Source organism: Terrisporobacter petrolearius, assembly GCF_020748185.1.
Taxonomy (GTDB): Bacteria; Bacillota; Clostridia; order Peptostreptococcales; family Peptostreptococcaceae; genus Terrisporobacter; species Terrisporobacter petrolearius.
Map to the genome: position 1 here is coordinate 46,002 of NZ_JAHZMO010000017.1, position 17,103 is coordinate 63,104.

The 17,103-nt window shown below is 30.2% G+C and carries 14 protein-coding genes; all 14 read left to right on the forward strand.

The window, feature by feature from the left end; genetic code table 11:
• The first annotated feature begins 76 nt into the window (after positions 1 to 76).
• The 14 genes from rpsO (at position 77) to rny (ending at position 16,940) form a co-directional block, all read left to right on the forward strand.
• A complete protein-coding gene (rpsO, locus tag K0040_RS11425) occupies positions 77 to 331 on the forward strand; it encodes a 30S ribosomal protein S15 (protein WP_018589639.1) in 255 nt (84 codons plus the stop codon).
• A 100-nt stretch (positions 332 to 431) separates the two neighbouring features.
• Positions 432 to 1,274 (forward strand): DegV family protein, encoded by an 843-nt coding sequence (locus tag K0040_RS11430; protein WP_228108930.1) that lies wholly within the window; start codon positions 432 to 434, stop codon positions 1,272 to 1,274.
• Between the two features lie 129 nt (positions 1,275 to 1,403).
• Positions 1,404 to 3,509: a polyribonucleotide nucleotidyltransferase gene (pnp, locus tag K0040_RS11435; protein WP_228108931.1), complete on the forward strand. Its 2,106-nt coding sequence runs from the start codon at positions 1,404 to 1,406 to the stop codon at positions 3,507 to 3,509.
• 251 nt (positions 3,510 to 3,760) lie between these two features.
• Positions 3,761 to 4,510, forward strand: a complete 750-nt coding sequence (locus K0040_RS11440) for a polysaccharide deacetylase family protein (protein ID WP_228108932.1) — start codon at positions 3,761 to 3,763, stop codon at positions 4,508 to 4,510.
• Between the two features lie 93 nt (positions 4,511 to 4,603).
• Positions 4,604 to 5,845: a M16 family metallopeptidase gene (locus tag K0040_RS11445; RefSeq protein ID WP_228108933.1), complete on the forward strand. Its 1,242-nt coding sequence runs from the start codon at positions 4,604 to 4,606 to the stop codon at positions 5,843 to 5,845.
• Positions 5,846 to 5,971: 126 nt separating this feature from the next.
• Complete coding sequence (locus K0040_RS11450) at positions 5,972 to 6,217, forward strand: YlmC/YmxH family sporulation protein (protein ID WP_074915591.1); 246 nt, start codon at positions 5,972 to 5,974, stop codon at positions 6,215 to 6,217.
• A 9-nt stretch (positions 6,218 to 6,226) separates the two neighbouring features.
• Positions 6,227 to 7,432, forward strand: coding sequence for an aspartate kinase (gene dapG, locus K0040_RS11455; RefSeq protein WP_228108934.1), 1,206 nt, complete (start codon positions 6,227 to 6,229; stop codon positions 7,430 to 7,432).
• Positions 7,433 to 7,633: 201 nt separating this feature from the next.
• Positions 7,634 to 8,407, forward strand: a complete 774-nt coding sequence (locus K0040_RS11460) for a ClpP family protease (RefSeq protein ID WP_228108941.1) — start codon at positions 7,634 to 7,636, stop codon at positions 8,405 to 8,407.
• Positions 8,408 to 8,570: 163 nt separating this feature from the next.
• Positions 8,571 to 11,003 carry an FtsK/SpoIIIE family DNA translocase gene (locus K0040_RS11465; protein WP_228108935.1) on the forward strand — a complete coding sequence of 811 codons (2,433 nt, stop codon included), beginning with the start codon at positions 8,571 to 8,573 and terminating at the stop codon, positions 11,001 to 11,003.
• 3 nt (positions 11,004 to 11,006) lie between these two features.
• A complete protein-coding gene (gene mnmH, locus K0040_RS11470; protein WP_228108936.1) occupies positions 11,007 to 12,065 on the forward strand; it encodes a tRNA 2-selenouridine(34) synthase MnmH in 1,059 nt (352 codons plus the stop codon).
• A complete protein-coding gene (rimO, locus tag K0040_RS11475) occupies positions 12,059 to 13,396 on the forward strand; it encodes a 30S ribosomal protein S12 methylthiotransferase RimO (protein WP_228108937.1) in 1,338 nt (445 codons plus the stop codon). Before mnmH ends, rimO begins: the two co-directional genes overlap by 7 nt.
• Positions 13,380 to 13,922, forward strand: coding sequence for a CDP-diacylglycerol--glycerol-3-phosphate 3-phosphatidyltransferase (gene pgsA / locus K0040_RS11480; RefSeq protein ID WP_228108938.1), 543 nt, complete (start codon positions 13,380 to 13,382; stop codon positions 13,920 to 13,922). Before rimO ends, pgsA begins: the two co-directional genes overlap by 17 nt.
• 224 nt (positions 13,923 to 14,146) lie before the next feature.
• Positions 14,147 to 15,175, forward strand: coding sequence for a recombinase RecA (gene recA / locus K0040_RS11485; RefSeq protein WP_228108939.1), 1,029 nt, complete (start codon positions 14,147 to 14,149; stop codon positions 15,173 to 15,175).
• 178 nt (positions 15,176 to 15,353) lie between these two features.
• Positions 15,354 to 16,940, forward strand: coding sequence for a ribonuclease Y (gene rny / locus K0040_RS11490; protein ID WP_265588870.1), 1,587 nt, complete (start codon positions 15,354 to 15,356; stop codon positions 16,938 to 16,940).
• Positions 16,941 to 17,103 lie beyond the last annotated feature (163 nt).

A 17,103-nucleotide genomic window follows, 5' to 3' on the forward strand; every position in this document is an offset into this window, starting at 1 on the left:
CATTACTCGGCATATGAATACTCCAATCAATGCTTAGTAAATGGCGATTATATCAAATTATTTGGAGGTACATCAAATGAATAAAACAGAAATAATAAAAGAATTCGGAAGAAAAGAAGGAGATACTGGTTCTCCAGAAGTTCAAATAGCTTTATTAACAGCTAGAATAAACGAATTAAATGAGCACTTAAAAGTTCACAAAAAAGACCACCATTCAAGAAGAGGATTATTAAAAATGGTTGGTAGAAGAAGAAACTTATTAGGTTACTTAAAAGAAAAAGACTTAGAAGGTTACAGAGCATTAATAGCTAAATTAGGATTAAGAAAATAATCTTATTACTTTATTTAAAAAGCAGGTATACTTATGGTATCTGCTTTTTTTGTATTGATAGAAAAAACGAAGAATTAATTTCTATAAGGAGGCAGTAGCCATGAAGATTAAAATACTGTGTGACAGCATGTGCGACATTCCTGAAGAAATAAAACAAAAAGATTTTTTAGATATGATTCCGCTTACTATCAGCATAAATGGGAAAGAATATAAAGATGGAATAGATTTTACTAAACAAGAATTTTATAATGTTTTAGATAGTAGTAAAATTTTACCTAAAACATCTCAGGTTACATACATTCAATTCAAAGAGGCTTTTGAAAAATATGTAAATGAAGGGTATGAGGTGATTTGTTTAACAGGATCATCAAAGACTTCAGGTACATATCAAAGTGCAATGATGGCCAAAAATGATGTTTCTGGAAATATATATGTTTTTGATACATTATTTTTATCTTTAGGAAGTGGACAATATGTAATAAAAGCCTGTGAATTAGTGGAAAATAGTGATTTACCTGCTAATGAAATATTTAATAAATTAGAAGACATTAGAGAAAGCGTAAATTTATTTTTCGTACCCTTTACACTAGATTATTTGAAAGAAAGCGGAAGATTACCAAGTGTGGTATCTTTTGTAGGAAATATGTTAAATATAAAACCTATATGCACCATGGAAGAGGGAAAAAATAAAATAGTAACAAAAGTTAGAGGAGCCAAACAGGTGGCTTCCAAATTAGTAGATATGATTTTAGAAGTTAATGACCATAATTTAGAATCTAAAGTTCTTACAATAGGATATGGCTCTAATGAATCAGATTTTGAAAAACTTAAAGAAGAAGTTGCTAAAAGAATAAAAGCAAAGGAAGTCTTTATTACTAGAGGTGGATCTTGTATATGTGCACATACAGGGCCTGAAATTTTAGCGATAAGTTCTTCCAATTAATAAATAAGAGGATATACTACAACACCAATTCTTTACATTGTATAATTATATTGTTAATTAGTAGTAATTTTGTTAATATAGTACATAGAAGAAATAGTGGTTTTAGTATAAGAGGAGGTACAAGCATTAATGTTTGAACATAAAATTTTTACAATGGATTTAGCAGGAAGAGAACTTTCTGTTGAAATAGGCAAAATATCACAACTTGCTAGTGGTAGTGCGATACTTAGATACGGTGAGACAATGGTTATGGTAAACTGCTCAAAATCAGCTCAACCAAGAGATGGCGTAGACTTTTTCCCACTAAGTGTTGATTATGAAGAAAAATTATACTCGGTTGGTAAGATACCAGGTGGTTTCTTAAAAAGAGAAGGAAAGCCATCAGAAAAAGCTATACTTACATCAAGACTTATAGATAGACCTATAAGACCTTTATTCCCAAAAACTTTTAGAAATGATGTACAAGTTGTTGCTACAGTTTTATCAGTGGACCAAGATTGTACTCCTGATATAGTTTCTATGATAGGTTCATCAGTGGCTTTATCAATATCAGAAATACCCTTTAATGGGCCAACAGGTTCTGTATGTATAGGTTTAGTTGATGGAGCTCTAGTTGTGAATCCTACAGCAGAAGAGAGAGAAAAAAGTGCACTACACTTAGTAGTATCAGGAACTAAAGAAGCGGTAATGATGGTTGAAGCTGGAGCTGATGAAGTACCAGAATCATTAATGCTTGAAGCAATATTAAAAGCACATGAAGAAATCAAAAAAATAGTTGAATTTATAGAACAAATTCAATCTGAAGTTGGAAAAGAAAAATTAGAGTTTATTGAAAATAAACCAAATGCAGAAATAGAGGCTAAAGTTAGAGAAATAGCTACTGAAGGAATGAAAGAAGCTGTTAGTGTTGTTGAAAAACTTGAAAGACAAGAAGCTATGGATGCTGTAAAAGAACAAACTATAAATAGTTTTGATGAAGAAACTTTAGAAGAGTTTGGAAATGATATAATAGCTACACTAGATTCTATAATAAAAGAAGAAGTTAGAAAAGCTATCGTTCATGAAGGTAGAAGACCAGATGCTAGAAAAACTGATGAAATAAGACCAATATGGTGTGATCATGGATTTATACCAAGAGCTCATGGTTCAGGATTATTTACAAGAGGACAAACTCAAGTAATGACTATCACAACTCTTGGAGCATTAGGTGATGTTCAAATACTTGACGGACTTGATGAAGAAGAGAACAAGAGATATATGCATCACTACAACTTCCCTGCATACTCTGTTGGAGAAGCTAGACCATCAAGAGGTCCAGGAAGAAGAGAAATAGGTCATGGAGCTTTAGCTGAAAGAGCTTTACTTCCAGTAATACCTTCAAAAGAAGAATTCCCTTATGCTATAAGACTTGTGTCTGAAGTATTAAGTTCAAATGGTTCTACATCTCAAGGTTCTGTTTGTGGTTCTACATTATCTTTATTAGATGCGGGTGTACCTTTAAAAGATATGGTTGCAGGTATTGCAATGGGACTTATAGAACATGATGGAAAAATGGCTATACTATCAGATATACAAGGTATGGAAGACCATTTAGGTGATATGGACTTCAAAGTTGCAGGTACTGAAAAAGGTATAACTGCTATACAAATGGATATAAAAATAGCTGGTATAGATGAAGAAGTATTAACAAGAGCATTAGCTCAAGCTAGAGTTGGTAGACTTCATATATTAAATGAAATGAGAAAATGCATAGATAAGCCAAATGAAGAATTATCTAAATATGCACCAAAAATAGTTACTATGAGAATTAAGCCAGATAAGATAAGAGATGTTATCGGTGCTGGTGGTAAAGTAATAACTAAGATAATAGACGAAACTGGTGTTAAAATAGATATAGAACAAGATGGTGAAGTATTCATCGCTGGTATAGATATAGATATGATTAGACTTGCTCAGCAAAAAATATCTGACATAGTTGCAGAAGTTGAGTTAAACGAAATCTACAAAGGTAAAGTAACAAGAGTAGTTAACTTCGGAGCTTTCGTTGAATTACTTCCAGGAAAAGAAGGATTACTTCGTATAGGCAATATAGCTCATGAAAGAATAGAAAAAGTTGAAGACGTATTAAACGTTGGAGATGAAGTAGAAGTTAAGGTTACTGAAATAGATGACAAAGGTAGAGTAAATGTATCTAGAAAAGTATTACTACCTAGACCAGAGAGAAAAAATAAATAATAATTCATTTATAAAATAAGGGAACGAGACATAGTCTCGTTTTTTTATTATAAAAAATTTGGATTATAGGTGGATTAAAGATACTAAATTTTAAATCAAGTATTTCGCTGAAGTATTAGCAAAGGCATATGGTTAGGCAGATGAACGAAGTGAATTTTTAGATAACAAGTCCTATTCCTAAGAATAAATTATAAGTTGTAATAATAAACTTAAAATAAGAAATAATTTGTACATATTAGGAGGAAACCAATATGATAATGATGGTGCTAAACAAAGGTAAACTAAAAAAATTAATAATTTTTATTCTAATCATTTTGCTTATATTATGTGGAATTGCTTTTACACTTAAGAAAAACCAAACAACTCCAAGTATTAATATTCTAGATTTGGCAAAAGCGCCCTATACCCAGGGTACTAAAAAAAATAGTGGCTATGTTGCATTAACTTGCAACGTAGACCTGGGGTGGGAGGATGAGTATGTAATATCTATTTTGGAAACTTTAAAAAGGGAGAAGGTACATATAACATTTAATGTAACAGGAAAGTGGGCTGAAAATAAAAAGAACTTGCTTTTACGAATTAAAAATGAAGGCCATGAGATAGGGAATCATGGGCATAAACACTCAGATTATGCTAACCTTTCATATGATGAAAATTACAATCAAATAAGCACTTCTAAGAAAATAATTGATAATGCTATTGGTGAGGAAACTAAATTTTTTCAAGCTCCAGCAGGTTCTTTTGGATCAAATACAGTTAAAGCAGCACAACGTTTAAATTACATATGTTTCAAATGGGATGTGGATACTATTGATTGGCAAGATAGAGATAATCCTGAAAAAATTATTGAAAGAGTAAAAAATAAAAACATAGTAGATGGAAGTATCGTATTAATGCATCCAACAGATGCCACAGCAAAATGTATAGATGATATTATTCAAATTATAAGACAAAAAAATTTAAAACCAGGAAGGCTTAGTGATGTGTTTGTTGTTGATTAAATTAAGTTCCTAAACTATAATTAATACTATAAATTTTTTTAACTTGTAAAAATTAAAGTATATAATGACGTAGTAAAGAATTTGGAGGACGATATGTATAAATGTCAAACCCTAAAAAATGGTCTTACCATTGTGGGAGAGGAAATACCTTACTTAAAATCCGTATCTCTTGGGATTTGGATAAATACAGGATCTAGGATAGAAACACCTAAGGAAAGTGGTGTGTCTCACTTTATTGAGCACATGTTGTTTAAAGGAACTGAAAATAGAAGTGCAAAAGATATAGCAAGAGACATAGATAATATTGGTGGACAAATAAATGCTTTTACAAATAAAGAATGTACGTGCTATTATGTTCATCTTTTAGATGAGCATATAAACATAGGTATAGATGTTTTAAGTGATATGATATTAAATTCAACCTTTAATAATAATGATATAGACAGAGAAAGAGCCGTAATATTAGAAGAACTTAAAATGTATGAAGATTCTTTAGATGATTTGTCTTATGATTTATTAGTAGAAAATATATATGCTGATGATGGATTAGGTATGAATATACTTGGAAATAGGAAGACCATTAAAAGTTTAAAAAGAAAAGATATTTTAAATCATTATAGTAAGTATTATGTTCCTAATAATGCAGTCATATCAATTTGTGGCAATTTTAATTTTGAGGAAGTAGTGAATCTTATTGAAGAAAAATTTGGTGAATGGGAAGAAAAGGAAGTAAATATAGAAGTAAAAGAACCTAAGTTTCACTCCTGTTTTATAACTAAAAATAAAGATAGTGAGCAAGTTAATATAGCAATTAGCTTAAAAGCTATACCAGAAGAGAATGAAAAGGAAACTTATGCGTTAGCAGTTGTAAACAATATATTTGGTGGAAGTACTAGCTCTAGGCTCTTCCAAAATATAAGAGAAGATAAAGGATTTGTCTACTCCATATACTCCTCTCAGACTTTATATAAAAAATGTGGAGAATTGGGTGTATTTGCTAGTACCAGTGAAGAATACTTAAAAGAAGTCTATGACCTAATAATAGAAGAAATAAAGAATATAAAAGAAAACTATATTACTGAAGAAGAACTTAAAGAAAGTAAGGAACAGTTAAAAGGTAATTATATATTAAGCTTGGAAAGTATTAGTTCAAAAATGCTATCTCATGGGGAGTCTATGCTGCTTAATAATAAGATTAAAAACGAAGATGAAATTATTGAACATATAAATAGCGTAAATATGGAACAAGTTGAAGCAATTATTAATAAAGTATTTAATATAGAGAATTTAGGAGTGTGTATAGTAGGAAAAAACGTAGAAGGTGTTCAGATATAATTGTAAAAAGCACTGTTTGAGTAAGGTGACCTAAATCAGTGGGGAAAGCATATTGTTGGAAATATGAACTGAAAACCTACACAGTGACTTAGGAAAATTAAAATTTTTATTTATCGGGGTGAAAATATGAATTTATCTGAATTAGCTGGAAAAGAAATAGTAAACTTAGTTAGTGGAGAAAGACTTGGAGTAATTGGTGAGTGCGATATTATAATAGATGAAACTACAGGGAAAATATTGGCGCTTTCCATACCAAGAGAAAGAGGATTTTTTGGTATAAAAAAGGATAGAGGAGATTTAGAAATTCCGTGGAGGAATGTAAAGAAAATTGGCAATGATATGATAATCATTGAATATGATGGAATATTTTAGGAGGCATTTATGGGGATTCTAGTACAAAAATTTGGTGGTACATCAGTAGCATCAGTTGAAAAAATGAATGAAGTATGCAATATAATAGAACAATATAAGAAAAAGGGCAATGACTTAGTAATAGTAGTTTCAGCCATGGGAAGAAAGGGAGAACCCTATGCGACTGATACACTAATAAATTTATGTACTAATGTTAACAAAAAATCTAAAAAACGAGAACTTGACTTAATAATGTCTTGCGGAGAAATAATATCAGGAACAATACTATCATCTATGTTAGAAGCTAGGGGAATACCATCAGTGTTTCTAACAGGAATGCAAGCTGGAATAATAACAACTAAGGTTTATTCAAATTCAAAAATAAAAGAAATAAATCCAACAAGAATTCACAGAGAGTTGGATGAAGGTAAAGTGGTTATTATAGCAGGATTCCAAGGAGGTACAGAAGACGGAGAGGTTACTACCTTAGGAAGAGGAGGCAGCGATACATCTGCAGTTGCTATAGGAAAAGCATTAGGAAGTGAAACTGTACAAATTTATACAGATGTAGATGGCATAATGACTGCTGATCCAAGAATAGAGCCATCAGCAAAAATACTTGATTATTGTGATTACGAAGAAGTGTTCCAAATGGCAGAAAAAGGTGCAAAAGTTATTCACCCAAGAGCAGTAGAACTTGCTAAAAATGGAGATATTGTTTTAGAAATAAAAAATACTTTAAACCCTACATGTAAAGGAACTAGAATTGGTTTAACTCGTGGTGTAACAAGTAATTATGAAGATTTCCAATCTAGATTTATGACATCAGTAGCTCATAAAGATAATATAGCTCAGATTAAAGTGAAATCATCTGAAGAGCTTTTCTCAAAAATATTGAATGAAATGGAAGAAAAACATATAAATTTAGATATGATAAACTTCTTTACAGAAGAAAAGGCCTTTGCATTAGAACAAAATTATATTTTTGCTGTAGAGGAAATTTTACAAAAATATGACGTAAAATATGATATTAGAAAACATTGTGCAAAGGTAACTTTAATCGGTTCAAAGGTTACTGAAACTCCTGGTGTTATAGCAAAAGTAGTTAGAGCTTTATCAAAGGCAGGTATTACTCTTTTACAATCATCAGATTCATATACATGTCTTACTTGTTTAGTAAAAGAGGAAGATATGATAGAAACTGTTCATGCTATTCATAATGAATTTGCAGATTAATAGTATATAAAAAAGCAAGATACGTTTTATCTTGCTTTTTTTGTGTCAAAACCTAGACTAAGAAACTTAAGAATTATTTCATAATCATTGGGAAAGATAAAATTAAATATATTATATGAGGTGAAATAAATGATAAAAAAAGAAAATAATATGAATGAATACATAAATGATAATAATTATAATAACTATGATTTGAATCAGATGGGACTTGAAGATAAAGAAGAAGATGAGGATAAAAATAAACCTGAAAATAATGAAAGTAATAATGTTGATAATAGTAACAATGAAGGTGAAGATGAAGACAGTGACAAAGTTCAAAATATAAAGCAAATGGGCGTTCCTAATATGCCTTCTAATGCACAAAAAGAAATTCAATGTATAACTATAATAGGAGAAATTGAGGGACATTTTGTAGGCAATCCACAAAAAAAATCTACAAAATACGAACATATAATACCTTTATTATATTCAGTAGAAGAAAGTAATGATATTAAAGGTATTTTGGTTATTTTAAATACAGTAGGTGGAGATGTAGAAGCTGGTCTTGCTATGGCGGAATTAATTAACAGCATATCTAAGAAAGTCGTGACCCTTGTACTTGGAGGAAGCCATTCTATAGGAGTTCCTCTTGCAACAGCAGGCGATTATTCTTATATTGCACCAACTGCAACGATGATAGTACACCCAATAAGAACAAATGGATTAGTGATAGGTGTTAATGAAACTTTTGAATATTTCAAGAAAATGCAAGAAAGAATAGTAGAATTTATAACAAGAACTTCCAATATAGAAAGAGAAGAGTTAAATAAGCTTATGCACGCAAAAGATGAGCTTGTAAGTGATGTAGGTAGTGTTTTGATAGGCAAAGAAGCTGTAGAATGTGGCCTTATAGATGAAGTTGGAGGATTAAAGGAAGCGTTAGTTAAATTAAGAGAACTAATAAGAGAAGACAACAAAAATGAAGGAAATAAATAAGATTTGTTTAAAATAAGTAATATGTGATATAATGATTTAATAATTAAAAGTGTTAATGTATACCATTAACACTTTTAAGTTTTTAAGAATTTATAATTGATTTAGTTTGTGGATAAATTATAAATTTTAATTGATAAGGTATAAGAAATAAGAGGTGAGATTGGTGGCTAAGAAAAAAAGTAAAGGCGCTAAGAATAAAAAGCATAACAAAGATAGAATAATAGTATCTGGAGAATATTATAATCTAGTGACTGTATTTATAGGAATATTTTTATTATATAGCTTAAACTCAAATTCCATGGGCCTTTTAGGACAATTCATACAAGACACTTTTAAAGGTTTGTTTGGAGCTCTTTCAGTAATTATTCCATTGCTTATAATAATTATAGGTATTCTTGGATTTTTTGAAAGAAATGAATATGTGTATAGAATGAAAAAAAGCAAAACAGTCTATATTTTTATAGTCTTTTTATTTATTTTTTATGGATTATTTAATGCAAGAAAAATTCCAGTAGATAATCCTCTAAAGGCTAATATGTATAGAGATGTTATGCAGATGGGAATTGATGGAAGTGGTTGCGGTCTAATCACATCAACAATAGCATACTTTATTAAAGCAGTATTTGGATTAACAGGTGGATGGTTAATTAGTATATTTGTTTTATTTATTACAGTAATGTACACATTTAATATATCTCTTAAAGACCTAATGGAAGGCATTTCTAATAAGTCTAGTAAAATAAAAAATGGAAATGGAAATGTAAAAGATAAGGTATCTAACTTAAAAGAATCTGCAATTAATTTAGTAACTGAAGAGGTTGATGAAACTACTCAAATTGGTAAAAATAAAAAAGGCTTCTTAAAAAATATTTTTAATAAAAATGATAAAAATGAGGAATTAGAAAATACTTTGGTTGAGCCTAGTTATGATGATGAAGACAAAACGATAAAAATAGTAGGATTTAACAAAAGTGATGACGATTATCTAGAAATTTTAGAAGGTACAAGTAGTATGCCAGAGTTAGATGTGCTTAAGGACCTTCAAAATACAAATCCTAATGTTAAAATGAGCGATACAATGAGTAATACCAAAACTAAGGCTAATACTAATATTGAAAAAACCGCTCCAATAAATTTAGGAGATACAAATGATTTGCACATTAATAGTCAATCAAATTATGAAAACTATACAAAGCCAAGTTTAGATTTAATAACTAAAATTGGACACAAAGGTAATGAAAATGATAAAAGAAAGGCATTAGAAAATGCATCTTTGTTAATCAAAACATTATCTAATTTTGGTGTTGACACAAAAATGGGTCAAGTAACTCTAGGACCTACTATAACAAGATACGAAGTACAACCTAATCCAGGCGTTAAAGTAAGTAGAATTGTAAACTTATCAGATGATATAGCTCTTTCTTTAGCTGCAAAAAGTATAAGAATAGAAGCCCCAATTCCAGGGAAGAGTGCCATAGGAATAGAAGTTCCAAATGACGAACCGCAGGTTGTAGGACTTAGAGATGTTATTGGAAGTAAGGAATTTAAAGAAGATTCATCTTCTCTTGCTATAGGACTTGGAAAAGATATAAGTGGTAATCCGGTTATTGCAGATATTGGTAAAATGCCACATTTACTTGTAGCAGGAGCTACAGGTTCAGGTAAGTCAGTTTGTATAAATACAATAATAAATTCTGTATTATACAAAGCAACACCTGACGAAGTAAAGTTATTACTTATAGATCCAAAAGTAGTTGAGCTTGCTCATTATAATGGTATACCTCATTTACTATCACCAGTTGTTACTGACCCTAAAAAGGCAGCAAATGCATTAAACTGGGCAGTAGTAGAAATGAATAAAAGATACAAATTGTTTGCTGATTTAGGAGTAAAAGATATAACTAGTTATAATGAAAAAAGTGAAACAAAACTTCCAAAAGTAGTAATAATAATAGATGAATTAGCAGACTTGATGATGGCATGTGCGAATGAAGTTGAAGACTATATATGTAGACTAGCACAAATGGCTAGGGCGGCTGGAATGCATTTGATTATAGCAACACAAAGACCTTCTGTTGATGTAATAACAGGAGTTATAAAAGCAAATGTTCCATCTAGAATTGCCTTTGCAGTTTCATCGCAAACAGATTCGAGAACTATATTAGATATGGGTGGAGCAGAAAAACTACTTGGAAAAGGTGATATGTTATTCTATCCTCTAGGAGCTGCAAAACCAGTAAGGTTGCAAGGCGCTTATATATCAGAAGATGACTCTGAAAAAGTAATAAACTTTGTAAAAGGTCAAGTAAAAGAAGAAGTTAAATATGAAGAAGAAATAATACAAACTATTTCAAAAACTGCCAACATCAAAAATAACGATGTAGATGAATTTTTAGAAGACGCTATTGCCTTTGTTGTACAAAGCGGGCAAGGATCATCTTCTATGTTACAAAGAAAGTATAAAATCGGATTTAACAGAGCAGCTAGACTGATTGACTCAATGGAAGAAAGAGGAATAGTTGGTCCTAGTGAAGGAAGTAAACCTAGAAAAGTACTAATAACAATGGAAGAATTAGCAAAATTAGAAGGTGAATAAAATTTGAAAACAATTAAAATAGAAGATGCTTTAAAATTAGAAAAAACAATTTTTATAGATGTTAGAACAGAAAAAGAATACTTAGATGATCATATATTAAATGCTTATAATATGCCATTATTTGATAATGATGAGTATTGTGAGGTGGGTACAATATACAAACAAGAGGGGAAACATGAAGCTATAGACAAAGGATTTGAATTTGTTTCTCCTAAGTTAAAAGATATGTACAAACTAGCAAAAGAATTGTCAAGTGAATATGAACATATAGTGATATATTGTTCAAGAGGTGGAATGAGAAGTGGCTCTGTAGCCAATTTACTTAGTTCTATTGGTATAGATTTATATAAATTAGAAGGAGGCTATAAATCTTATAGAAATTATGTGCAAAATTATTTAAGTAGCATAATGAATAAAAAGCAGTTTATAGTTCTTCATGGATTAACTGGAGTTGGGAAAACAGAATTATTAGTAGAATTAGAAAGAAATAATATAGATATAGTGGATTTGGAATATATGGCTAGAAATACTGGTTCTGTATTTGGATTTATAACTTATGATGAAAAGCCACCAACTCAAAAGACTTTCGAAACTAGGATATTTGAATCTTTATTTTTCTCAAAGAGTGATTATTTATTCGTAGAAAGTGAAAGTAAAAGAGTAGGTCATGTACTTATTCCAAATGATATATATGAAGGAATAATAAGAGATGGATATCACATACTTATAGAATGTGACACAAAAGACAGAGTAAAAAGACTTTGCAAAGATTATATATATGATAGAAATGAAGATAATATACAAGCCTTAAGACAATGTATAAATACATTTAGAAAAAGACTTGGAAATAAAACTGTAGATGAATACTTAGAATTATTAGACCATGAAAAATATGAAGAATTAGTAGAACAATTTTTAGTGTACTACTATGACCCTCTTTATATGCATTCAGTAAATCAATACAAGTATAACGACGTAATTAAATTCGAAGACATAAATGATACAATAGAAAAATTAATAAGTTTTCATAAGACAGCAAAGGAAGGAGTTAAACAATGTTAAAAATAGCACTAGAATCGTTAGGTTGTTCGAAAAACCTAGTAGATGCAGAAATAATGATGGGTATATTAAATAAAAAGGGTTACAAACTTACAGGGGATTTTGATGAGGCAGATGTGATTTTAGTAAACACATGTGGATTTATAGAATCAGCAAAACAAGAATCTATAGAAACTATAATAGAATTTGCAAATCTTAAAGAAACTGGAAATTTAAAATTACTTATTGTTACAGGATGTTTAGCTCAAAGATATTCAGACGAATTAAAGGAAGAAATTCCTGAAATAGATGCAATAGTAGGCACAGGAAGTTATCAAAATATTGACGAAATTTTAGCAAATTTACAAAAAGAAAAACAAGTAATTAGTTTAAATGATATAGAAGTTGTGTACAATGAAAACTTACCAAGGTATGTCTCAACACCAGAATATATGGCTTATATAAAAATAAGCGAAGGATGTGACAAACATTGTACTTACTGTATAATACCTAAATTAAGAGGTAAGCAAAAAAGTAGAAAAATAGAAGATATAGTAGCGGAAGCTAAAAGCTTAGCAAAGAGTGGAGTGAAAGAACTTGTAGTTATAGCACAAGACTCTACAATGTATGGATCAGATATATACGCAAAGACAAAACTTCCTCAGTTATTAGAAGAGTTAGCTAAAATAGAAGGTTTAAAGTGGATAAGAATAATGTATTCATACCCAGAATCAATAACAGCGGAATTAGTAGATGTTATAAAAAGAAATGATAACATTTGTTCTTACTTTGATATGCCAATACAACATGCAAGCAATAAAATATTAAAATTAATGAATAGACAAACTACTAAAGAAGAATTATTAGATAAGATAAATATGATTAGAACTGCAATACCTGATGCGACGCTTAGAACAACACTAATAACAGGATTCCCTGGAGAAGATGAAAAAGATTTTGAAGAACTTGTGGAATTTGTTAAAAAAGTAAAGTTTGACAAGTTAGGTGTATTCCCTTATTCAAGGGAAGAAGGAACAGCAGCAGACAAGCTTCCTGATCATTTAGAACAAGAGGTAAAAGAAGAAAGAAGAGATGTTATAATGATGATTCAACAAAACATCTCAGAAGAAATAAATCAAAGCAAAATAGGCAAAACATATGAAGTTTTAATAGAAGAACAAATTGAAAACAATGTATACATTGGAAGAACTCAGTTAAATGCAGAGGAAATTGATAGTATAGTATATGTAAAATCGCACACTAGCCTAGAGCCAGGAGATTTTGTAAATGTTAAAATAAATACTGCCCTAGAGTATGATTTAATGGGAGAGATACAAGATGAATTTACCAAATAAATTAACATTACTTAGAGTTTTGTTAATACCTGTATTTGTAATTATAATGATGTTAGACGTTACAAATCATTATTTAATGGCCTGTTTAATATTTATTATTGCATCAATAACAGATGCTCTAGATGGTCATATTGCAAGGAAAAATAATTTAGTTACTGACTTTGGAAAATTTATGGATCCTTTAGCAGACAAACTATTAGTAATATCAGCTCTTATATGCATGATAGAATCAAATTTAGTTGCAGGTTGGATGGTTATTATTATAGTTGCAAGAGAGCTTACAGTGAGTATCCTAAGAGCTATAGCTGCAGCTGATGGAAAAGTTATAGCAGCCAGTGGTGGAGGAAAAATAAAAACCATAAGTCAAATGTTAGCAATAATAATATTACTTCTTGGAGCGAATATAGATAATAGTATGTTATTACAAGTGGGAACCATATTTATGTTGATTGCAACAATGTTAACTTTATATTCTGGTGCTGACTATTTATACAAAAATAAAGAATTATTTATGAATAGTAAATAAAGTAAAAATCCTTTCTGAATTGAATTCGGGAAGGATTTTTTTGAAAAAATAAAAAATATTCGTATAAAAGTTTACATATAAGTTTATAAATATAAATGTATGTCTTTAAACTTATAATATATGTTAAAGATAAAGCAGGAATTCAATTGACGAAGAAAGTTTTATAAGATATAATAAAAGTAGTACATAGAACAAATGTTTGTGGAGAGGAAGGATGAAATAATATGAGTATAGAAAAAGAAAAATTACAAGCGCTTAATCAGGCTTTAGGTAAAATAGAAAAAGACTTTGGTAAAGGATCTGTTATGAGACTTGGAGAAGCTACTTCATTGAACATAGACGTAATATCTACAGGATCTATAGGTTTAGATATTGCAGTAGGTATTGGTGGACTTCCTAAGGGAAGAATTGTTGAGATATATGGACCAGAGTCTTCAGGTAAAACTACAGTTGCCCTACATACAGTAGCTGAAGCACAAAAAAATGGAGGTATAGCTGCATTTATAGATGCAGAACATGCCCTAGACCCAGTATACGCTAAAGCCTTAGGTGTGGATATAGATAATTTAATAATTTCACAACCAGATACAGGGGAACAAGCTCTTGAAATAACAGAAGCTTTAATAAGATCAGGAGCTGTAGATATAATAGTAGTTGACTCAGTAGCAGCCCTAGTTCCAAAAGCAGAAATAGAAGGGGAAATGGGAGATTCTCATGTTGGTCTTCAAGCGAGACTTATGTCTCAGGCTTTAAGAAAGTTAACTGGTTCAATAAAAAAATCAAACTGTGTGGCTGTATTTATAAACCAATTAAGAGAAAAGGTAGGTATAATGTTTGGTAATCCTGAAACTACAACAGGTGGACGTGCTCTTAAATTCTATTCATCAGTAAGACTTGATGTAAGAAGAATAGATAGTATAAAACAAGGAGATAAAGTACTTGGAAATAGAACAAGAGTAAAAGTAGTTAAAAACAAAGTTGCGCCTCCATTTAAACAAGCTGAATTTGATATAATGTATGGAGAAGGTATATCTAAAATAGGTGACTTATTAGATATAGCAGCAGATGTTGACATAGTTAAAAAATCAGGTTCATGGTATGCTTACAATGATATAAAACTTGGACAAGGTAGAGAAAATGTTAAAAAATTCTTAGCTGATAATATGGACTTAACTAATGAAATAAATACTAAAGTTAGAGAACATTATAACCTTGATAAAGCAGTTGAGAAAGAAGATAGTGAAAGTGAATAATAAATATGAATACACCCCTCCTATAAACTTGACATGAATTAGAAAAAATTATAAAATTAAATGAGGATAAAATATTTTAAATTATGATGATTTTATTTAAAGTATTCCAAGATTATAGATAAAGAAACTTTATTAAATTTAAAACTTGGGCCTTATAGTGAAAAAGGGCATAATTTAAATGATGCTAAAGAATAATATTGATATTTTGGGATTATTACAAAAGGAGGTGGATGTCATAGCAATAATAGCAAGCATACTTGGTTTAGCTATTGGTATTATAGTTGGATATTTTGTTAGAAAAAATATATCTGAAACTAAAATTGGTGAAGCTAAAGACTTAGCCAAAGATATAATAGATAAAGCAAATAAAGACTCAGAAACAATAAAAAAAGAAAAATTATTAGAAGCAAAAGAAGAGATTCACAAATGGAGAACTGATGCAGAAAAAGAACAAAGAGAAAGACGTAATGAAGTTCAAAAGTATGAAAGAAGAGTTTTTCAAAAAGAAGAATCTATTGAAAAAAAGCAACAAAATCTAGAAGTTAAAGAAGCTAGTTTAAATGAAAAGTTAAAAGCGGTACAAAGAAAAGAAGAAGAAGTAGAGGTAATAAAAGTTAAGCAACTTGAAAAGCTTGAAGATATATCTGGAGTTACTTGTGAAAAAGCTAAAGATATAATTCTTGCAAATGCTGAGAGAGAAGTAAGACATGAGATGTCTATAATGATTAAGGACATTGAAACGCAAGCTAAGGAAGAAGCTGAAAAGAAATCTAGGGAAATAATAGGATATGCTATACAAAAATGTGCAGCAGATCATGTTGCTGAAACAACAGTTACTGTTGTTAATTTACCAAATGATGAAATGAAGGGGAGAATAATAGGTAGAGAGGGAAGAAATATAAGGACTCTAGAAACTTTAACAGGTATAGACCTTATAATTGATGACACTCCAGAAGCTGTAATTTTATCAGGTTTCGATCCTATTAGAAGAGAAGTAGCAAGAATAGCATTAGAAAAGCTAATATCAGACGGAAGAATACATCCAGCTAGAATAGAAGAAATGGTAGAAAAGGCAAGAAAAGAAGTTGACAATATCATCAAAGAGTTTGGAGAACAAGCTACTTTTGAAACTGGTGTACATGGATTACATCCTGAACTAGTTAAATTACTTGGTAGATTGAATTATAGAACAAGTTATGGACAAAATGTATTAAAACATTCAATAGAAGTTGCTCATATAGCAGGAATTATGGCAGCAGAAATTGGAGCAGATATAAAACTAGCTAAGAGAGCTGGTTTACTTCATGATATAGGTAAAGCAGTAGACCATGAAATGGAAGGAACTCACGTTGAAATAGGTATGGATTTACTTAGAAGATATAAAGAATCTAAAGAAATTATACATGCAATGAGTACTCACCATGGAGATTATGAGCCACAAATAGTTGAGGCTGTGCTAGTTACAGCAGCAGATGCCATATCTGCAGCAAGACCAGGTGCAAGAAGAGAAACTTTAGAAGCATATATTAAGAGATTAGAAAAACTTGAAGAAATAGCTAACTCTTATGAAGGTGTAGAAAAATCTTATGCAATTCAAGCTGGTAGAGAAATTAGAATAATGGTTAAACCTGATAGTGTAAATGATGAAGGACTTCATTTATTAGCTAGAAAGATGACTAAAGAAATTGAGGACGAGCTTGAATATCCAGGTCAAATAAAAGTAAGTATAATAAGAGAAACAAGAGCAATAGAATATGCTAAATAATAAAAAGGAGAGTATTAACTCTCCTTTTTTTATATTTAAGGAAAAAACATTAAACCTTTCTTCACAAGCTATAATGAAAATGATTGATTCGTGATGGCTTCGCCAATAATTAATATAAAGCGAATTAAAACCCTGATTATAATGTAGTAATTTAATTCTTTCT